Origin of the sequence: Nocardioides sp. CER19, from assembly GCF_029846275.1 — a bacterium.
In the GTDB taxonomy this organism is placed as follows: domain Bacteria; phylum Actinomycetota; class Actinomycetes; order Propionibacteriales; family Nocardioidaceae; genus Nocardioides.
In genome coordinates this window covers 865,275-884,150 of sequence record NZ_JARVWS010000001.1, presented here as the reverse complement: position 1 = coordinate 884,150, position 18,876 = coordinate 865,275, and the positions used below count along the sequence as shown (strand labels likewise).

At 69.9% G+C, this 18,876-nt stretch carries 21 protein-coding genes; 8 read left to right on the top strand and 13 right to left on the bottom strand.

All coding sequences use genetic code 11. The features are described 5' to 3' along the window. Nucleotides 1-100 precede the first annotated feature (100 nt). Genes QDS12_RS04255 through QDS12_RS04245 form a run of 3 tightly spaced genes read left to right on the top strand, consistent with a single transcriptional unit; the run spans nt 101 to nt 3,260 of the window. Nucleotides 101-1,423: a right-handed parallel beta-helix repeat-containing protein gene (locus QDS12_RS04255; protein WP_279877174.1), complete on the top strand. Its 1,323-nt coding sequence runs from the start codon at nt 101-103 to the stop codon at nt 1,421-1,423. Then, nucleotides 1,420-2,163 carry a hypothetical protein gene (locus QDS12_RS04250; RefSeq protein WP_279877172.1) on the top strand — a complete coding sequence of 248 codons (744 nt, stop codon included), beginning with the start codon at nt 1,420-1,422 and terminating at the stop codon, nt 2,161-2,163. Before QDS12_RS04255 ends, QDS12_RS04250 begins: the two co-directional genes overlap by 4 nt. Further along, nucleotides 2,160-3,260, top strand: coding sequence for a Dyp-type peroxidase (locus QDS12_RS04245; RefSeq protein ID WP_279877170.1), 1,101 nt, complete (start codon nt 2,160-2,162; stop codon nt 3,258-3,260). Before QDS12_RS04250 ends, QDS12_RS04245 begins: the two co-directional genes overlap by 4 nt. A 36-nt stretch (nt 3,261-3,296) precedes the next feature. On the opposite strand, the gene QDS12_RS04240 is transcribed toward QDS12_RS04245, so the two are convergent. The 4 genes from QDS12_RS04240 to QDS12_RS04225 all read right to left on the bottom strand — a co-directional run bounded on the left by QDS12_RS04240 (nt 3,297) and on the right by QDS12_RS04225 (nt 7,329). Then, nucleotides 3,297-4,463 (bottom strand): nucleotide sugar dehydrogenase, encoded by a 1,167-nt coding sequence (locus QDS12_RS04240; RefSeq protein WP_279877169.1) that lies wholly within the window; start codon nt 4,461-4,463, stop codon nt 3,297-3,299. A gap of 84 nt (nt 4,464-4,547) precedes the next feature. Then, on the bottom strand, nt 4,548-5,504 hold the full coding sequence (locus QDS12_RS04235) for a hypothetical protein (protein WP_279877168.1): 957 nt from the start codon (nt 5,502-5,504) through the stop codon (nt 4,548-4,550). After that, nucleotides 5,504-6,010 (bottom strand): hypothetical protein, encoded by a 507-nt coding sequence (locus QDS12_RS04230; RefSeq protein WP_279877167.1) that lies wholly within the window; start codon nt 6,008-6,010, stop codon nt 5,504-5,506. Before QDS12_RS04230 ends, QDS12_RS04235 begins: the two co-directional genes overlap by 1 nt. After that, on the bottom strand, nt 6,007-7,329 hold the full coding sequence (locus tag QDS12_RS04225; protein WP_279877166.1) for a glycosyltransferase: 1,323 nt from the start codon (nt 7,327-7,329) through the stop codon (nt 6,007-6,009). The genes QDS12_RS04230 and QDS12_RS04225 overlap by 4 nt, the downstream gene beginning before the upstream one ends. A gap of 177 nt (nt 7,330-7,506) precedes the next feature. Here QDS12_RS04225 and cysD point away from each other — a divergent pair, with 177 nt between their 5' ends. Together cysD and cysN are read left to right on the top strand one after the other, a co-directional pair. Further along, entirely contained in the window at nt 7,507-8,421 is a 915-nt protein-coding gene (gene cysD, locus QDS12_RS04220; RefSeq protein WP_279877164.1) for a sulfate adenylyltransferase subunit CysD, read from the top strand. Next, nucleotides 8,421-9,713, top strand: a complete 1,293-nt coding sequence (gene cysN, locus QDS12_RS04215; RefSeq protein ID WP_279877162.1) for a sulfate adenylyltransferase subunit CysN — start codon at nt 8,421-8,423, stop codon at nt 9,711-9,713. Before cysD ends, cysN begins: the two co-directional genes overlap by 1 nt. A 77-nt stretch (nt 9,714-9,790) precedes the next feature. Here the strand turns inward: cysN and QDS12_RS04210 are convergent, their stop codons facing one another. The 6 genes from QDS12_RS04210 to QDS12_RS04185 all read right to left on the bottom strand — a co-directional run bounded on the left by QDS12_RS04210 (nt 9,791) and on the right by QDS12_RS04185 (nt 14,772). Continuing rightward, a complete protein-coding gene (locus QDS12_RS04210) occupies nt 9,791-11,944 on the bottom strand; it encodes an acyltransferase family protein (protein ID WP_279877160.1) in 2,154 nt (717 codons plus the stop codon). A 145-nt stretch (nt 11,945-12,089) separates the two neighbouring features. Next, a complete protein-coding gene (locus QDS12_RS04205; protein ID WP_279877158.1) occupies nt 12,090-12,386 on the bottom strand; it encodes a DUF1416 domain-containing protein in 297 nt (98 codons plus the stop codon). Next, nucleotides 12,386-13,240 carry a sulfurtransferase gene (locus QDS12_RS04200; protein WP_279877157.1) on the bottom strand — a complete coding sequence of 285 codons (855 nt, stop codon included), beginning with the start codon at nt 13,238-13,240 and terminating at the stop codon, nt 12,386-12,388. Before QDS12_RS04200 ends, QDS12_RS04205 begins: the two co-directional genes overlap by 1 nt. Nucleotides 13,241-13,284: 44 nt before the next feature. Beyond that, nucleotides 13,285-13,767: a DUF4395 domain-containing protein gene (locus tag QDS12_RS04195; protein WP_279877155.1), complete on the bottom strand. Its 483-nt coding sequence runs from the start codon at nt 13,765-13,767 to the stop codon at nt 13,285-13,287. A gap of 201 nt (nt 13,768-13,968) precedes the next feature. Then, nucleotides 13,969-14,433 carry a thioredoxin family protein gene (locus QDS12_RS04190; protein ID WP_279877153.1) on the bottom strand — a complete coding sequence of 155 codons (465 nt, stop codon included), beginning with the start codon at nt 14,431-14,433 and terminating at the stop codon, nt 13,969-13,971. 72 nt (nt 14,434-14,505) lie between these two features. Then, nucleotides 14,506-14,772: a MoaD/ThiS family protein gene (locus QDS12_RS04185; protein ID WP_279877151.1), complete on the bottom strand. Its 267-nt coding sequence runs from the start codon at nt 14,770-14,772 to the stop codon at nt 14,506-14,508. A 126-nt stretch (nt 14,773-14,898) separates the two neighbouring features. Here QDS12_RS04185 and QDS12_RS04180 point away from each other — a divergent pair, with 126 nt between their 5' ends. Next, nucleotides 14,899-15,636 carry a response regulator transcription factor gene (locus QDS12_RS04180; protein ID WP_279877149.1) on the top strand — a complete coding sequence of 246 codons (738 nt, stop codon included), beginning with the start codon at nt 14,899-14,901 and terminating at the stop codon, nt 15,634-15,636. 64 nt (nt 15,637-15,700) lie between these two features. Next, a complete protein-coding gene (gene mshD, locus QDS12_RS04175; protein ID WP_279877148.1) occupies nt 15,701-16,507 on the top strand; it encodes a mycothiol synthase in 807 nt (268 codons plus the stop codon). Between the two features lie 20 nt (nt 16,508-16,527). On the opposite strand, the gene QDS12_RS04170 is transcribed toward mshD, so the two are convergent. Genes QDS12_RS04170 through QDS12_RS04160 form a run of 3 tightly spaced genes read right to left on the bottom strand, consistent with a single transcriptional unit; the run spans nt 16,528 to nt 18,453 of the window. Continuing rightward, entirely contained in the window at nt 16,528-17,478 is a 951-nt protein-coding gene (locus tag QDS12_RS04170) for a folate-binding protein (RefSeq protein WP_279877146.1), read from the bottom strand. Next, a complete protein-coding gene (locus QDS12_RS04165; RefSeq protein WP_279877143.1) occupies nt 17,462-17,947 on the bottom strand; it encodes a Fur family transcriptional regulator in 486 nt (161 codons plus the stop codon). The genes QDS12_RS04170 and QDS12_RS04165 overlap by 17 nt, the downstream gene beginning before the upstream one ends. Further along, complete coding sequence (locus QDS12_RS04160; protein WP_279877142.1) at nt 17,944-18,453, bottom strand: FABP family protein; 510 nt, start codon at nt 18,451-18,453, stop codon at nt 17,944-17,946. The genes QDS12_RS04165 and QDS12_RS04160 overlap by 4 nt, the downstream gene beginning before the upstream one ends. Nucleotides 18,454-18,479: 26 nt before the next feature. On the opposite strand from QDS12_RS04160, the gene QDS12_RS04155 reads away from it, so the two are divergent. Next, on the top strand, nt 18,480-18,836 hold the full coding sequence (locus QDS12_RS04155; protein WP_279877140.1) for a DsrE family protein: 357 nt from the start codon (nt 18,480-18,482) through the stop codon (nt 18,834-18,836). The last annotated feature ends 40 nt before the right edge of the window (nt 18,837-18,876 follow it).

Here is an 18,876-nt window from a genome sequence, read left to right as displayed (position 1 = left end):
GCCCCGACACTCTGTGCCCACTATCACACAATCGGGCCAGTGCGGCACCGGCAGAAGCAAGCCGCGTGACGCACGGAGCCTCACACCTAGACTGACCGGCATGGCTCGCGGGTGGGCGACGGCAGGGGGCATCGCCGCGGTCGTCTGCCTCGGCGCCGCCGGCTGCTCCTCCGGCTCCGCGCCGCGGGCGGGCCATGGTGTGCAGGTCGTCCGGGTCCCCCAGGATGCCACCTCGATCCAGGCCGCGGTCGACCATGTCGCCGCGGGTGGGCTGGTGCTCGTCGGTCCTGGCACCTACCACGAGAGCGTGGTCGTCTCGACGGCCGACGTCACGGTGCGGGGCACCGACCGGAACCGGACCGTCATCGACGGTGCGGGCGTGCGCCCCTACGGTGTGGTCAGCATCGCCGACGGCACCCGCGTGCAGAACCTCACCGTGCGGGACCACACGTTCTACGGGGTCCTGGTGACCGGCGTGCACGACAAGCACGGGCCGCGCGCCAACAACGCCGACGACTATGACGAGTTCGAGCCTGACGAGTTCCCGCCCGTGCAGCGGTTCGCCGTCGACCACGTGACGGCGTACGACAACGGGCTGTACGGGATCTACGCGTTCGACGCCCAGCACGGGGTGATCGCCGACTCCTACGCCTCGGGCTCGGCGGACAGCGGCATCTACGTCGGCCAGTGCCACAGCTGCGACGTCCTGGTCCAGGACAACGTGGCCGAGCGCAACGCGGTCGGCTTCGAGAACGCCAACGCCTCGGGGCCGCTCCTGATCACCGGCAACCGGTTCACCGACAACCGGGTCGGGTTGACGCTGCTGTCCAACTACCAGGAGGCCTTCCGCCCCCAGCGTGCGAACCAGGTCATCGGCAACCTCGTCGGCGAGAGCGGCTCCAACGACTCCCCGGCGCAGGCGGACGGCGGGTTCGGCACCGGTGTGGGCATCGCGGGTGGCGTAGACAACGAGGTCACCCGCAACCGGATCGCGGGCAACCCCCGTGCTGGCGTCCTCATCACCAACACCGAAGACCTGCCCGCGACCGGCAACACGCTGACGGAGAACGCCTACGCCGCGAACGGCATCGATGTCGCCAACATCTCGGCCGCCCGCGCCCCGGCGACCGGTAACTGCGTCACGGGGCGCGCCACCACCCTTCCGCCGGATCTCGCCACGGCCCGCCCGTGCGGTGCGGCAGCGCGCCGGCAGCCGGCCGTAGCCCCGACCACCGTCGCCCGCCTCGCGAAGGCTCCGCCCGGTCTCAGCTTCCTCGACGTCGCGCCACCCCGTGCCCAGCCCGGTCTCACCGACGTGGACACGCCACCGGAGCGGCTGCCGGCGAGTGTCACGATGCCTGACACTGCGGCGATCGACGTTCCTCCGGGCTCCCTGCTCGCCGAGCTGAGCGGGACCCGATGAGGTGCCGACGCTGGCTGGCCGGCCTCGCGGCCGTGGCGCTCGTGGCGGCGGGATGCGAGAGCGGCGTGGACGACGGACCGACTGCGTCGACGACGAGGCCGGCATCGCCGCGGCCGGTGAGCGCCGAGCAGGCGCAGGTGCTGGCGACCACCCTGTTCCGCAACTACGACGCCGGTAGTCGCTCTCTGGAGACGACCGTGGCCGTGGACACGCAGAAGGTCCGGCTCAAGGGCTGGATCGACTACCGGACCCACACCGGGTACGCGCTGGCGACAGGTGTCGGCTTCGCGCCCCAGCTGCTGCGGTGGAACCTCCGCCAGGTCGGCCTGACCCCGGCGTCGACGCAGACGGCTGACACGGCTCCTCTGCCCATGCCCGGCGTGCACTGGCAGACGCGGTCGATGGCCCCGAGCGGCTCGGTGCTCGACACGGTGCTTCTCGTGATCGCCGGGCTCGCCCAGGACCGCCCCGAGAACCCGCTCCTGCTCGAGCAGGGCGGGGCACTCTGGCTGGGCGAGGACGAGGTCGCGGGCCACGAGCTGATGGGCTACGCCGCCCCGCCGTCCGAGAAGCGGGCGGAGGGTCCGGTCGACTCCGACGCGTCCGGCCTTCGGCTGTGGGTGGACAAGACGGGGCTCGCTCGTCGGGTCCAGATCCGCACGGGCGAGGACTGGGCGACCGTCGACCTCGGCGACGCGGACGGCGTCTCCCTCCCGCGGCTCCCGGGTGTGAAGCGATGAGCCTCGACCGCCGACAGGTCCTGACCTCCGCGGCCGTCCTCGCCGCGGGCGCGGTGGGTGTGTCGGCCATCGCCCGAGGCGCCGACCGGGACGGCTCACCGCCCCGTGCGCTCGGAGACACGCCGGCGCACGGTGCCCACCAGGCCGGGATCGACCGTCCCGTCGACCCGCAGACGTTCGCGCTCGTCTCGGTGGTCGACGTGGCCACCCAGACTCGCGCGGAGCTCGGTGACATGCTCGCCGCTCTCGGTCGGACCATCGCTGCCCACACCGCGGACGGCTCGGGCGACCTGACCGCCACCGTCGCGGTCGGTCCGCGCCTGGTGCGTGCCGCCGGAGACGGGCTGCCCGGCTCGGACCCGCTGCCGCTCTTCGCCGGCGACGACCGGATCCCCGCGTCACGGACCGGCGGTGACCTCCTGCTCGCCCTGCACGGGTCCGACGCGGGCGTGCTCGAACGTGCCCGGGAGGCCATGGTCTGGACAATGCGGGCGCGCGTGCGCTGGGCGCAGCACGGGTTCCGCGCCAGCGCGGGCGAGGGACGGGCCCGCAACCTGCTGGGCTTCCTCGACGGCGTCGTCGTGCCCCGCACCGAGTTCCAACTGCAGGACGACGTCTGGATCCCCGACGGTCCGGCCGCCAACGGCACCATCTGCGTCGTGCGTCGGCTGAGGCTGGACGTGGACGGCTTCCGGTCGCTGCCGGTACGCCGCCAGGAGCGCATCATCGGCCGGCGCCTCTCCGACGGCGCGCCTCTGTCCGGCGGCGCGCCGCTCGACCAGGTCGACCTCGGCGCGAAGACGCCCGCAGGCGAGTACGTCGTGCCGGCGCACGCCCACGCTCGCGCGGCGCATCCCTCGTTCACCGGGAGTCACCTGATGCTGCGGCGCAGCTACAGCTACGCCAACCCCGGCTCCGAACGCGGTCTGGTCTTCATCAGCTTCCAGCGCGACCTGGACACCTTCGTCCGGACCCAGAGGCGGCTCGACGAGACCGATGCTCTGATGCACTTCGCGACGGCGACCGCGTCGGCCAGCTTCCTCGTGCTGCCGGGCTTCGACGACGCGCGCGCACTCGGCGCCACCCTCTTCCGATGACCCGCGGGACGGTCCCGCCTCCGCCGACGGCCGAGCTCAGTCGCGGCCGTAGATGTCGCGCGTGTAGACCTTGTCGGCCACGTCGTCGAGCACCTCGGTGCGCCGGTTGGCGACGATGACGTCCGAGATGCGCTTGAACTCGTCGAGATCGCGGATCACGCGGGAGTTGAAGAACGTGTCCTCGGGAAGGGACGGCTCGTAGACGACGACCTCGACGCCCTTGGCCTTGATCCGCTTCATCACGCCTTGGATCGAGGACATCCGGAAGTTGTCGGAGCCGGACTTCATGATCAGGCGGTAGATGCCCACGACCGAAGGCGAGCGCCGCAGGATGTCGCTCGCGATGAAGTCCTTGCGGGTGGTGTTGGCGTCGACGATGGCACCGATGAGGTTCTGCGGCACGTCGCGGTAGTTGGCGTGCAGCTGCTTGGTGTCCTTGGGCAGGCAGTAGCCGCCGTAGCCGAACGACGGGTTGTTGTAGTGCGAGCCGATACGAGGGTCGAGGCCGACGCCCTCGATGATCTGTGCGCTGTCGAGGCCCCGCACGGCGGCGTAGGTGTCCAGCTCGTTGAAGTAGGCGACCCGCAGCGCGAGGTAGGTGTTGGCGAAGAGCTTGATCGCCTCGGCCTCGGTCGAGTCGGTGAAGAGGACCGGCATGTCCTTGTCGATGGCGCCCTCGACCAGGAGCTCGGCGAAGGCCTTCCCGCGCTCGGTGCGGTCGCCGACGACGATCCGCGACGGGTGCAGGTTGTCGAAGAGCGCGCGGCCCTCGCGGAGGAACTCCGGGCTGAACATGATCGAGGCGTCGGGGTGCTCCTGCCGCATCCGCTCGGTGAAGCCGACCGGCACGGTCGACTTGATGACCAGGTGGGCCGAGGGGTTGATCGCGAGCACGTCCTCGATGACGCTCTCGACCGAGCGCGTGTTGAAGTAGTTGGTCCGCGGGTCGTAGTCGGTCGGCGTCGCGACGACGACGAACGCGGCGCCGTCGTACGCCGCCTGCTTGTCCAGCGTCGCCGTGAGGTCCAGCGACCGGTGGGCGAGGTAGTCCTCGATCTCCGGGTCCTCGAGGGGCGAGATCCGGCGATTGACCTGGTCGACCTTGACGGGGTCGAGGTCGAGCGCGCAGACCTGGTGGTTCTGGGCGAGGATGATGGCGTTCGACAGGCCGACGTAGCCCGTGCCGACGATCGCGATCTTCATGGGAGCAGCGTACGGGTCGAGCGCGGCACGCGATGATCGGCGGCTCTGTGCCCAGGTGCGCGCTGCGCGACGTCGACGCGGCCGTCAGTCGACGCTGTCCACCCGGTCGAAGACGACCAGCGCCTGGTCGACCCAGTTGGAGACCTTCGCCGACTCGAGGGTCAGCTCGTAGACCAGCTCGCACTGCTGGTCCTCCTCGGTCATGCCCTCGAGGTAGCGCGGCGCCTGGGCGCGGTAGAGGTCGGCGACCTCCGGGAAGGTCAGCTCCGCGCGCCTGACGCGCACCCGGTTGCTGCTGACCGTGGCGCCGCTCTCGGTGGGGGCGGTGATCAGCGCGAGTCGTCCTTGGTCGAACTCGTGGACCTTCGGTGCATCCGGGGCCGTGGTCATGAACCAAACTCCGGGGCGGTCGGTCTTGACGAAGCGCATGAACCGGTTCGACGGCCGACCGTCAGCGTCGGTGCTCGCGATGACGAGCAGGTTGGTCTGGTCGAGGACCTTGTTGAACAGCTCCAGGCCGCGCTCCTGGAAGGCGGGGTTCTGCCGGCTGTGCTCCTTGGCGAAGGCGAGCGCGGCGTCGACCGATTCGAACCGGTGCTCGCTCTCGACGAGGTAGAGGATCTGGCCGATGTAGGCCGAGATGTCCTCGCCGCGGTAGTAGAACTGCTGCCAGCGCCGACCCGCGTGCAGATCGCCGCTGTACTTGAAGTTCAGCTTGCGGTCCTTGTTCGCGAGCAGCTTGCGTCCGAGCGACGTGCGCATCAGACCGTTCCCCGCCAGGATCCCGACCGCCATCGCGACCACGAAGATCACGATCGTCGGACGCCACAGCTCCGACCAGCTCACCTCGTCGCGCTCGACCAGGATCAGGATCGCGTCGAGGACGGCAGCGAACAGGAGTGCAGTCAGGAGGATCAGCAGGAACCGGTAGCGGCGCGCCTCTACGTAGATGGCGTTCGACGCCCGCTGCCGCTTCTTCAGGTTGAACTCCCGCTGCTTCATGTCCCTGATGAGCTGCAGGTCGTCGGGCGAGAGGGCCATCAGTCGACTCCGTGGATGCGGTAGGTGTCGCGGAGCTCGTAGGTCTCGAGGTCGGCATACGGCTCGATCCGGATGTTCCGCTGCACTCGGCGGAGGTCCTCAGCGCCGTACTTGTCGGAGTAGAGGTCATCGGCCAATGAGAGGCGCAGCTCGAGGCGCTCCTCGTCGAAGGTCTTCCGCCGGTTGCGCTCTCGCGAGACCACCCGGTAGATCACGTGCAACGCCAGGAACCCGACGATGAAGACGATGATCAGGAGCTCCAGGAAGGTCATCGTCGTGTCGAACATGTCGAAGCCCTCCTGGTAGTTCCACCAGCCGCCGGCATCGTTGCGGTGGCGCAGGGCCGAGACCTCGATGACCAGCGGCAGGATCGCGAAGAACCAGCCGATCACGACCAGGACGAGCTGCAGGATCTTCGTGGACAGGTGCCCATGCCCGAAGAACCAGTCGACGGTGACGTCCTCCTCCTCGACGTGGTGGACGATGTAGTCAGGTTTGTCGGTCATGGCCGCCGCTCCTTGCTCGCGTTGACGTCGGCGAGGCTCGTGGAGCGCTCGGGCGACTTCCACGTGCCGCCTTCACGGAGCGCCCAGATCTTGCGGACCGTCGGGATGAACTCGACGACGACGGTCCAGGTGTTCACCATCCAGTAGACGAGCATGTACCACGGGGCGAACAGGACGTACTTGAGCGTGCGCCCGCGGTCGTTGTAATAGGACGCGACGGTCAGCTGGACGACACCGACGACCATCTCGATGCCGACGAAGATGCCGACCATGTACCAGTTGTGGAAGAAGCGCTCCCAGTTCTGGGCGCTGGCGAAGTAGATCTGGCTCAGGATGAACAGCGCCATGCTGATCCAGTAGAGGAAGCTCCAGACGACGCTGAGGCCGTAGTCGAAGATCACGGGCATCATCTGGTAGTTCCGCAGCGGGTGCCGCAGCAGCTTCGGGCCCTTGGTCAGCAGCACGAACAGGCCGCCCGACGACCAGCGCCGGCGCTGCTTGACCAGCGACTTCGTCTGCTCCGGTACGTCGAGGAAGAAGCGGACATGCGGGGCGAAGAGCGCGCGCCAGCCGCTGGTCTGCATGTCCCAGGCGTTCGCGATGTCCTCGGTCGGCTGCTCGGCGTGCCAGCCGCCGACGTCGAGCACCGCCTGCTTGCGATACATGGTGTTGGCGCCCGAGAAGGCGAAGAGCGCCCCGTAGGACATCTGCGAGCGCTTGATGAGGCCGATGATCGAGTTGAGCTCGTTCTGCTGGGCCAGGGCGGCGATCGTGGTGCGGTTCGCCGCCAGCATGTTGCCGGTCACCGCGCCGACGTTCTGACCGCCCTCGCGCTCGAAGTAGCTCATGTACTGCCACAGCGCGTCGGGGTTCGGCTTCGTGTCGGCGTCATTCGAGAGGATGAAGTCGCCCTTGGCGAAGGCCAGCGCGACGTTGAAGCCGTGGGCCTTGCCCCGGTTCTTGACGATGGTGATCACCCGCAGGTCCGCGTAGCGCGCCTGCAGCTCAGTCAGGATCTCGGGCGTCCGGTCGGTGGACGCGTCGTCGATGACGATGATCTCGAACTTGTCGGTCGGGTAGTTGAGCGTGTTCTCGAGGTAGTCGACCGTGCTCGCGATCGACGCTTCCTCGTTGTGGGCCGGGATGAAGATCGTGATGAACGGCTCGCCATGCTCGAGGTACCTGGGAAGGTCCCGCTTCTCCAGGAACAGGTGGTAGTAGAGGCTCGAGACGAGGAACGCCAGGCCGCCGACGATGGGATAGGCGACCAGGACGAAGATCAGGATTTGGGTGAACCACTCGCTGGTTGTCGTGGGCACGCGACCTCCCCTGCCAGTGCCACGGTACGTCGGCAGTCGTGGTGCACGCCACGAGCAGCCTGCCCCGGCACGAGCACGCGCTCGTGTCTGCCCCTCGGCACGGGTTCGGCGGGTGCGCGGGCCCCGTCTACGATGAGGGCTGCCCTCACGGGCTGGACCCACTTGTGAAAGGGAGCCATGACGCAGACCCACCCCGACTACCGGCTGAGCCAGCTGGACCAGCTCGAGGCGGAATCGATCCACATCTTCCGTGAGGTCGCCGCCGAGTTCGAGAAGCCGGTCCTCATGTTCTCCGGCGGCAAGGACAGCATCGTGATGATGCGCCTCGCCGAGAAGGCGTTCTATCCGGCGAAGATCCCGTTCCCGGTGCTGCAGGTCGACACCGGCTACGACTTCCCCGAGGTGTTGCAGACCCGTGACAACTGGGTCAGCCGCCTCGGCGTCAAGCTGATCGTCGCCAGCGTCGAGGACGCCATCAAGAACGGCATCGTCGTCGACGACGGCAAGACCTCGCGCAACCGGCTGCAGATCGGCACCCTGCTCAACGCCCTCGAGGAGGGTGGCTTCACCGCCGCGTTCGGCGGCGGCCGCCGCGACGAGGAGAAGGCCCGCGCCAAGGAGCGCGTCTACTCCCACCGCGACGAGTTCGGCCAGTGGGACCCGAAGAACCAGCGCCCGGAGCTCTGGTCGCTCTACAACGGCCGCCTGCACGAGGGCGAGCACATGCGGATCTTCCCGATCTCCAACTGGACCGAGCTGGACATCTGGGACTACATCGGCCGCGAGGGCATCGAGATCCCCTCGATCTACTTCAGCCACCAGCGTCGCGTGTTCCAGCGCGACGGGATGCTGCTGACGGAGTCGGACTACAACCCCCTGCGCAACGGCGAGGTCGCCGAGGAGCGCACCGTGAGGTTCCGCACCGTCGGGGACCTGACCCTGACCGGGTGCGTGGAGTCCACCGCGAGCACCGTGCAGGAGATCATCGAGGAGGTCGCGATCGCTCGGGTCACCGAGCGCGGCGCGACCCGTGGCGACGACCGCTTCAGCGAAGCGGCCATGGAGGACCGGAAGAAGGAGGGCTACTTCTGATGGCCTCGGTTTCGACAGGCTCGACCAACGACGGGCGCAAGATGGACCTGCTGCGGTTCGCGACCGCCGGCTCGGTCGACGACGGCAAGTCGACCCTCATCGGGCGACTGCTGCTCGACTCGAAGGCGATCTTCGAGGACCAGCTCGCGGCCGTGGAGGCCACCAGCTCGGCGAAGGGCCACGACTACACCGACCTCTCGCTGCTGACCGACGGGCTGCGCAGCGAGCGCGAGCAGGGCATCACGATCGACGTCGCCTACCGCTACTTCGCGACGCCGAAGCGGAAGTTCATCATCGCCGACACCCCCGGCCACGTGCAGTACACCCGCAACATGGTCACCGGCGCCTCCACCGCCGACCTCGGGCTCGTCCTCGTGGACGCACGGCACGGGATGACCGAGCAGTCGCGCCGGCACGCCGTGTTGCTGTCGCTGCTCCGGGTGCCGCACCTCGTGCTCGCGATCAACAAGATGGACCTGGTCGACTACAGCCAGGAGATCTACGACCAGATCGCGGCCGACTTCACCCAGTTCGCGACCAAGCTCAACGTGCCCGACCTCGAGGTCATCCCGATCTCGGCGCTCCAGGGCGACAACGTCGTCGAGCGCTCCGAGAACATGAAGTGGTACTCCGGCCCGACGCTGATGCACCACCTCGAGAACGTCCACGTGGCCTCCGACCGCGACCTGGTCGACGTCCGGTTCCCCGTGCAGTACGTCGTCCGGCCCAAGTCCGACGAGCACCACGACTACCGCGGGTACGCCGGCCAGGTGGCCGGCGGCGTGCTGCGGCCCGGTGACGAGGTCGTCGTACTGCCGTCGGGCATGACGTCGCGCATCGCGGGCATCGACCTGTTCGACAGGGAGATCGGTGAGGCGTTCCCGCCGATGTCGGTGACCGTCCGCCTCGAGGACGACGTCGACGTCTCCCGCGGCGACATGCTCGCCCGCGTCAACAACGCCCCGAAGCCGAGCCAGGACATCGACGCGATGATCTGCTGGATGACGACGAACCCACTGCGGCCGCGACAGAAGCTGGCGATCAAGCACACCACCCGGTCGGCGCGCGCGCTCGTCAAGGACGTGCAGTACCGCCTCGACGTCAACACGCTGCACCGCGACAGCGCGACCAAGGAGCTGGGCCTCAACGAGATCGGCCGCATCCAGCTGCGCACCACGGTGCCCCTGCTGGTCGACCCCTACTCGAAGAACCGCACCACCGGGTCGTTCATCCTCATCGACGAGGCCACGGGCGTCACCGTCGGCGCGGGGATGATCAACACCGCCAGCTGACTGCGGCGCTCGCCGGCTCCGCTGGTCGGGACCAGAGCCCGCCCGACCGTCAGGTCGGGCGGGCTCCTGCGTTCGCCTCAGCGGACGGCCAGCACGCCGGCTCGGACGAGGGTCTCCTTGACGGCCGGGGCGATCCTCAGCGCGTACGAGACGGTCATGTGGCTGGCATCCACCTTGGTGGGCGTCGTACCGACGAAGGCCGGACACCGCCCGAAGGCGCAGAACCAGTCGCGGGCGTCGATCCAGGTTCCGCCCAGGCTCTTGACCATCGCCCGGTCGGCGGTCCGCTGCGCCTTCCAGTAGGGGACGACGGAGCTGACGCAGTCGCTCGGGTGGCTGCGCCTGGTGTAGCAGGCGGCGATGTCCTTGTCGGGCGGCGGCGAGGAGAGCATGACGATGCGGCCGGCGCCGTCCTGGAACGGGGCGAGGATCCTCCCCGTGCTGTCGGCGAACTGCTGCGGTGTGAGCGCGCCGCCTCCCACGGGGATCCGCATCATGTCCAGGTTGGCGACGAACAGCAGGTCCGGGTGGAGCCGCAGGGCGGCCTGCACGGCGTCGTCCTTGCGCTTGGGGCAGGCCTTCTGGGTCGCCGGGTCGGCGCTGGCGACCAGGGTCTGCGTGAAGACGCAGCCGAACGTGCCCATGACGTAGAACCGCCAGCCGGGCATCTTCTCGAAGATCGCTCGCAGGGACGTCGCGTAGGTCATCGCGATCGAGTCGCCGACGATGACGGCCGTGTGCCGCGGCGCCCGGCTGCCCCAGGAGCAGCGCTCGGGATCCAGCGTCGACGTCGGCGTCCCGCACGCCATCATGTCGGGCGACGACTCGGAGCCCCCGATGGACTCGTCGATCGACGGGTGCAGGTCGGAGGGCCACGCGGTCGCCCCGAGCGCGTCGACGATCTCGGCCTTCAAGACCCGGCCCGCGGGGCCGTACTTCGCCAGCGCGGCCGCCGCCGACGCCTTCGGCACGCTGACCGCTCCCCCGTCCGCGGCCGCGCCGTTGGAGCCCACCACCGCGGCGCCGATCGCCAGGCAGCCGACGACGAGGCCGCTCACGAGCACCTTCCCCTGGTGGGTCCCCCGACTCCGGAGCGCCAGGAACCGGGAGCGGCGGATCGGGTCCTCGACCAGGTGGTAGGAGTAGACGGCGACCACGACGATCCCGAGCAGGACCTTCGTCTTCACGCTCGTGCTGCTGCCCCAGGTGGCGGTGGCGATCACGATGATCGGGAAGTGCCACACGTAGAGCGAGTACGAGATGTCGCCGACGTAGCTCGCCGGACGGCTCGTGAACGGGAAGAACCAGCGCTGCTGCTGGGTGCGGTCCGCGAAGGTGCCAGCGGCGATCGTCAGCGCGGCGGACAGGACCGGCAGCAGGCCCCACGGCGCCGGGAACGACATCGTGCTGCGCACGTGCACGACCGAGAAGACCATCCCGGCCGCTCCGGTCCAGGCGAGCGCGGGTCGGAGGGCGAGCGGGATCCGGACGAGGACCGGCGTCGCACCGGCGAGCAGCGCGCCGACGCCGAGCTCCCACACGCGGGTGAAGGAGTCGAAGTACGCCGACGCCGGCGCCGCTGCCGACTGGCGGACGGCGTACACGAACGAGGCGGCCGTGACGACGCCCAGCACGGCGAAGACGACGACGCTGGCACGCTGGCGGGAGTGGTTGCGGCGGAGCAGCACGGCGAAGAGGAGCAGCATCAGCCACGGCCAGACGAAGTAGAACTGCTCCTCGATCGACAGCGACCAGTAGTGCTGGAAGGGCGAGACCGGACCGGTGGCGTTGAAGTAGTCGGTGGAGAGCTCCTGGAACCGGAGGTTCGCGCCGAACAGCTCCGCCCAGACGGCGTCGACGCGAGTGGCGTCCCACCGCGCGGTGGGGAAGACGAAGTAGGACCAGCCGACACCGACCAGGAGGACCAGCGTGGCCGCCGGGAGGATCCGCCGGATGCGCCGGCGGTAGAAGCCCAGGAACGAGATGTGCCCGGTCCGCTCGTGCTCCCTCAGCAGCAGCCCGGTGATGAGGAAGCCGGAGATCACGAAGAAGATGTCGACGCCCACGAAGCCGCCGGCCGGGTTGCCGAACAGGTGGTTGAGGATGACGACGACGACGGCGAGCGCGCGGATCCCCTGGATGTCGGCGCGGCCGGGCGACCTGCGGTCCAGCAGTGAGCGGCGGAGCGTGGCGACGAAGGTGGGCGATTCCGTCGTGGGGCGCTGAGGCACAGCCGGTTGTCTCCGCATCGATCGTGGCCGTCGGGCCCGGTGAGGCTAACGACCCGCCGCGTCGCCGACGAAATGCTCGCGGCAGCGCGAAGCCCGCCCGGGTCGGACCCGGGCGGGCTTCGTGCGTCGTCGTCGCCCTACGGGCTCAGAGAGCGATCTGGACCTCGGCGACGCTGCCGACGGCGGCGTGCACCTTCCGGTCGACGGGCTCGGCCTTGGGGGCGAGCGTCCGCAGCGTCCACTGACCGTCGCCGGCGAAGAACCGGAAGTGGCCCGTGGCGCTGGTCGGCACCTCGGCGGTGAACTCACCGGTCCGGTCGAGCAGACGGACGTACGCACCGCCGACCGGGTCGCCGCCGCGGACGACCTGACCCTGGATGATGGCCTCCTTCGCGACGTCGACCCCGGCGAGGCTCAGACCGCCCTCAGTGGCGCCGCACATCAGGCGCTCGCCTCGCCGGGCTCGTCGCCGAGAACGACCGGAACGCCGACCAGCGAGCCGTACTCGGTCCAGGAGCCGTCGTAGTTCTTCACGTTCTCCTGGCCGAGCAGCTCGTGGAGGACGAACCAGGTGAGCGAGGACCGCTCACCGATGCGGCACAGCGCGATGGTGTCCTTGCCGTTGTCGAAGCCGACCTCGTCGTAGAGCGCCTTGAGGGCCTCGTCGGACTTGAAGGTGCCGTCGTCGTTGGCGTTCTTGCTCCAGGGCACGTTGACCGACGTCGGGACGTGCCCGGCGCGCTGGGCCTGCTCCTGCGGCAGGTGGGCGGGCGCGAGCAGCCGGCCGGCGTACTCGTCGGGGCTGCGCACGTCGACGATGTTCTTCACGCCGATGGCCTCGACCACCTCGTCGCGGAACGCGCGGATGCTCTTGTCCTGGTCCTGCGCGGTGTAGGTCGTCGCGGCGCGGTCGGGCGTCTCCTCGGTCAGCTCGCGGCTGTCGAGCTCCCACTTCTTGCGACCGCCGTCGAGCAGCTTGACGTCCTGGTGGCCGTAGAGCTTGAAGTACCAGTAGGCGTAGGCGGCGAACCAGTTGTTGTTGCCGCCGTAGAGGATCACGGTGTCGTCGTTGCCGACGCCCTTGCTGGAGAGCAGGGCCTCGAACTGCTGCTTGTTGAGGAAGTCGCGGCGGACCTGGTCCTGCAGCTCGCTGGTCCAGTCGAGCTTGATGGCGCCCCGGATGTGGCCCTTGTCGTAGGCGGAGGTGTCCTCGTCGACCTCGACGAGGACGACCTTCGGGTCGTCCAGGTGCTCTTCCACCCACTGGGCGGAGACGAGGGAGTTCTCGCGGCTCATGTCTGTTGTCCCTTTCTTGTGCGCCGGATGGCGCGTGTGTTCCTTCAGTGGGTGAAGCGCTTGATGACGAGGTAGAGCTCGCAGCCGAGGCAGAACCTGAAGACGGCGTTGAGGGTGGCTGCCACCAGGGCGAGGCCGATGGCGATCTCGCCGACGACGGTGCCGCCGGCCAGGAAGGCGACGAGGGCGACAGCGGTGAAGACGGCACCCACGGCCTGGGCGAACCGCGGCGGAGCCGGGTCCTCGAGGTGGTCGGGGGCGCTCAGCCGAGGCCTGACCAGCGCCTTGAAGGCGCGTGCATGGGGCGTCCTGGTGACGCCGGCGGTCGCACCCCAGACGAACAGGGCGGCCTGGGCGGCGGTGAGCACCGTCCCGAGGGCCGTGCCCGCCGTAGCGAGGATGGCGACGAGCACCACCATCGTGACCGCCGCGTTGAACTGCGGCCCCCGCGGGTCGATGCCGGCCTGCGTGGTCTCGGCACGCGCGCCGGCGCTCGCAACTCGACCAGCGCTCTGCTGGGTGGACATGTCTCTCCTCGGGCCGCGCTGGAGCGGCCGGTCGTCGGCTGGGTGGGATGACTCAGGACGACATTCGACACAGCGACGAGCGCACGCGGCAGTGGTCCACTGCGCGGCGCTTGGTCAGCATGGTCGAGGACATGGCAGCAACCCTAGGTGGCGTGTCGGAGGCGGGCGACTTCACGTCTCACATGATGGACGTTTGTCTCGTCATGCGGGATCGGGCGTCGGGATCGCACTCAGGACCTGCTCCTTGCGAGGCGCACCAGCGGCCCTGGCCACCTCGTGTCCGGCGGCGTCGAGCACCAGGGTGGTCGGCGTACGCAGGATCCCGAGGCGGCGTACGGCCTCGAGGTGGTGCTCGGCATCGATCTCGAGGTGCACGACGCCGGGTACGACGCCCGCCACCTCTGCGAGCACGCGTCGGGTGACCCGGCACGGAGCGCAGAAGGCGCTCGAGAACTGGACGAGCGTTGCCCGCTCCCCGAGGACGGCGCTGCCGGACGCGTCGCCGAGCTGCGCCCACACGGACGGCTCCGTCGCGACCTCGTCCGCAGGCTGCTCGGCGCCCCTGACCGAGTGCGTGCCGCGGAAACGGCCGTCGCTCAGCGCGCGGAACGCACCGAACGCGAGCGCCAGCACGATGGCGGCCGCGGCCACCCAGAGTCCGGTCATGCCAGTCCTAACGCCAGGTGCCCGAGGCGACATTCCGCGACCGGCGGAACGAGGGCTGCTCGGCTCGGAGGATCACCCGCCGGCGAAGGGCGGGAGGAACTCCACCGACTGACCCGGCTCGACCTGGACGGCCGCCGGGTCGAGGCGCTTCACGGGCCGGTCGTCGACCAGCGCGGAGCACACCTGGAGTACGTCGGCCAGGCGGGTGCCGGGATGCAGGTCGACCGCCCGTCGTACGACCTCGGCGAGCGACAGCGGCGACTCGACCTCGAGCTCGTCCTGGGCCACGCCGGCGGCCGCCTTCGCCGCCGCCCAGTAGCGAATGCGGATGTGTCCCACAGCACGCCCTTTCTCAACAGGTGACGACGAGGTTTCGCTAGTATGCGCTGACGATCAACTCACCGAGGCTCAGCGTTGCGTCTTGGTGCTCCTCGTACCACTCCTGCCCTTGACGGAGGTCGAGTCATGAGCACCCTGCTCCTGCTGACGAGCGCGCTGCAGCCCTCGGTGGAGGTGATCCCGGGGCTGTCGCTCCTCGGTCACCACGTACGGATCCTGCCTGCCGAGGGCAGCGCCCTGCTCGAGGCGCCCGACTCCGACCTGCTGCTGGTCGACGGCCGCCAGGACCTGGCCCAGGCCCGCGACCTGTGTCGGCTCATCCGCACGACGGGCACCGACGTGCCGGTGGTCCTCGTCGTCACCGAGGGCGGGCTCGCCGTCGTCGCCCACGACTGGGGCATGGACGACGTCGTCCTCCACACCTGCGGCCCGGCCGAGCTCGAGGCCCGGATCAAGCTGGCGATCGGCCGGCTCGGCGCGGCCCGGGAGGCGGCCGATCCGGAGGCGCACGTCATCAGGTCCGGCGAGGTCGTGGTCGACGACGCGACCTACACGGCCAAGGTGGGCAAGCGCTCGCTCGACCTGACGTTCAAGGAGTTCGAGCTCCTCAAGTTCCTCGCCCAGCACCCCGGCCGGGTCTTCTCCAGGCAGCAGCTGCTCCAGGAGGTCTGGGGCTACGACTACTTCGGGGGCACCCGGACCGTCGACGTGCACGTCCGGCGGCTGCGCGCCAAGCTCGGCCCCGAGAACGAGACGCTCATCGGCACGGTCCGCAACGTCGGCTACCGGTTCGTGCTGCCCAGCAAGTCGGCCGAGTCCGACGCCGCCCGGCTGGGGTCGCCGCGGGTGGAGGCCGACGCCTGAGCTTCGGGGAGCAGCACGGTCGCCAGGTGACCGTGGCGCGCCCCAGAACTCTAGGCTGGCCCGCGTGGAGCATGTACTGGCGATCGCCCGTGAGTCCGAGGCCGCCGACGGGGTGGCCCCGCTCGACGAGGCCACGGTCCTGACGATCCGGAACCGGCCGGAGTCCGCGCGGGTCTGGGAGGACCCGGACGGGTTCGCGCTGCTGGTCGGGACGGAGGTGTCGGTCGTCGTACGGCCGGCCGCGCGCGGGCAGGGTCTCGGCGGGCGCCTGCTCTCCTCGCTCCTGTCGGAGTCCGACGGGCCGTTGGTCGGCTGGTCGCACGGTGGGTCGCCGGCGGCGGCCGCGCTGGCCGGGTCGCACGGGTTCCGGCCGGCGCGCGAGCTGTGGGTGATGCGCCGGCCGATGTCCGACCCGCTGCCGGCCCTTCCCGCCGCTCCGGACGGGGTCGTCGTCCGCGGCTTCCGTCCCGGCGACGAGGACGAGCTGCTCCGGGTCAACGCTGCCGCGTTCGCCCACCACCCCGAGCAGGGCTCGCTGTCGCTGTCCGGGCTGCAGGAGCGGATGGCGGAGCAGTGGTTCGAGCCCGAGGGGCTGATCGAGGCGTGGTCCGGGTCCGAGCTCCTCGGCTTCCACTGGACCAAGCGCCACTCGCCGACGCTCGGCGAGGTCTACGTCGTCGGGATCTCACCCGCGGCTCAGGGCAAGGGCCTGGGCCGCCTGCTCACGCTCGCCGGCCTGCACCATCTCTCGGACGTGGCCGAGGTGCACCTCTACGTCGAGGCGGACAACACTGCTGCCGTCCGGCTCTATTCAGGCCTCGGGTTCACGCACGCTGCGGCCGACACGCACGTGCAGTTCGCTCGGCCGTGAGTACTCCGCCCGCCCGACACTCAGCGCAGCGGCCGCACGTGCAGCCCGACCTCGGGGTCGACGATGACCTCCTGGGCGGCCGGCATGCCGTCGACGGTGAGCTCGGCGTCTACGGGGACGTTGCGCTTGACGAGCCCGAGCGCGATGGGGCCGAGCTCGAAGTGGCGGGCGGAGGATCCGATGACGCCGACCTCGCGTTCGCCGTGCAGGAGGGGCGACCCGACGGCGGGCAGCCGGTTCTCTGAGCCGTCCAGGTGGAGCAGCGTCAGCCGGCGGGGCGGTCGGCCCAGCGTGTGGACGCGAGCGACCGTCTCCTGGCCGCGGTAGCAGCCCTTGTCGAGGTGTACGGCGGGCAGGAAACCCTGCTCGGCCGGGAGCCAGCCGACCTCGTTGGGGATCGTCCGGTGGTCGGTGTCGATGCCGAACCGCGGCTCCCCCCGCTCGATGCGGAGCGCGTCGAACGCCCACAGCCCGGCCGCGGGCCCCGCGGCCTCGGCGAAGGTGGCGAGCTGGTCGCGCGGTACGAACAGGTAGCCGGAGGGCCGCCAGGCGACGGCCAGGTCGGCGGCGAGCGAGACGGTCACGTCCGACCAGAACTTCATCTTGTCCAGGTAGGCGACCAGCGGCTCGCCGTACCCGGGCTCGGTCCAGGCGGTGAACGCGGTGCCGTCGTCGACGCCCGCGAAGAAGTGCTCGACGTGCCCCTGCGGCGAGAGCACGAGCGCGGCCGTCCAGACGCCGGGCTCGAGGCCCTCGAACGCCTGCGAGGTCAGCGAGTGCAGCCAGGTCAGCCGGTCGGGGCCGGCGATGACGACGACGTCGCGGTGCGAGAGGTCGACGAAGCCCTCGCCCGACGCGAGCAGGCGCTGCTCGTTGTTGAAGGAGCCGTAGTGGGCCGCGACGGGCGCGTCGACACCGTCGGCAGCGACGGCGCCGGGCAGGCTCAGGAGTGGGCTAGTCGTCGTGGCCATGGGGCTCCTCCGAACCGGGTTGCGGGCAGTGCGGCACGTGCACGCCGAAGATCGTCAGATGCGCCACGTCGGCCTCGAACCCTGCCTCCGCGCGCAGCCGCCCGACGAACTCGGCGGCTCTCTCCTCCCCAACCGAGATCACCTGCCCGCAATTCCGGCACGACAGGTGGAAGTGGGCAGGGCCGCCGTGGACCGAGTGGTAGGTCGGGGCGCGATCGGACAGGTGGAGGTGCCGGACCAGCCCGAGCTCCTCGAGGACCTCCAGGGTCCGGTAGACCGTCGAGATGTTGATGGCCGTCGACTGGGCGGAGACCTCCGCGAAGATCTCGTCGGGCGTGGCGTGCTCCAGCCGCTCGACCGCGGCGAGGATGAGCTCGCGCTGCGGGGTGAGCCGGTAGCCCTGTGCACGCAGGCGCTCCCGCCAGTCGCCCTCGATCCGCTCGCTGTCCTCGGCGGCCATCGGGGTCATGCCCGCTGCAGTCGCGCCCACAGGTGGGGCTGGAGCGCCTGGCCCATCGCGGCCATGTCGAACGCGTAGAGGAGGTCGCCCTCGACGTTGCCGTAGAGGCGCTTGCCGCCGACGTACTCCTTGGCGGTCTCGGTGCGCGCGACCGCGTCGGTCGCGATCTCGAGCTTGCCGCCGGCGGCGTCGCCGTACCAGATCTCGACGAAGCCGGTGTTGTGCGAGAGCACCAGCTCGACCCTGGCCTCGCCCTGGTTGTCGCCGGGCTTGCAGCGCAGGAACCCGGTCTCCAGGGCGGCGTTGCGGACGAACTCACCGTTCTCGTCGACGATCCAGGCGCGCGAGAAGTAGTGGAAGAACGGGCGACCGTCGTGGGTGAAGATCAGCTCCTGCCCGAACTGGAACCCGTCGATCGTCGGGTAGTCGCCGTGGCCGTTGCCCCGCCAGGTGCCGAGCAGCCAGGCCACGGGGCCGCAGTCGGGGTGCAGATTCTCGGGGATCTCGAAAGCCACGGTCGGCAAGTCTAGTGTTTCGGCCCGTGCGGACCCTTGTCGTGAAGTGCACTGCTGGTGCCGAGGAGCCCGAGCGGGCCAACCAGGCCTTCACCGTCGCCGCGTCGGCGGCCGCAGCGGGGGCGCGGGTGAGCCTGTGGCTGACCGGGGAGGCGAGCTGGTTCGCCGTACCGGGCCGGGCGTCGCTCGACCTCGAGCACGCGACCCCCGTGAGCGACCTGCTCGCCCTGGTGCTGGCCTCCGGGTCGGTGACCGTGTGCAGCCAGTGCGCGCTGCGCAGGGGGCTGAGCGACGCGGACCTGGTCGACGGAGCCGCCATCAAGGGCGCGGCCGTCTTCGCCGAGGAGATCCTCGGCGAGGGCGTCCAGGCCATCGTCTACTGATGCGGCGCCCCGCCGTGCCGGGAACGAGCGCGGTCCGCCG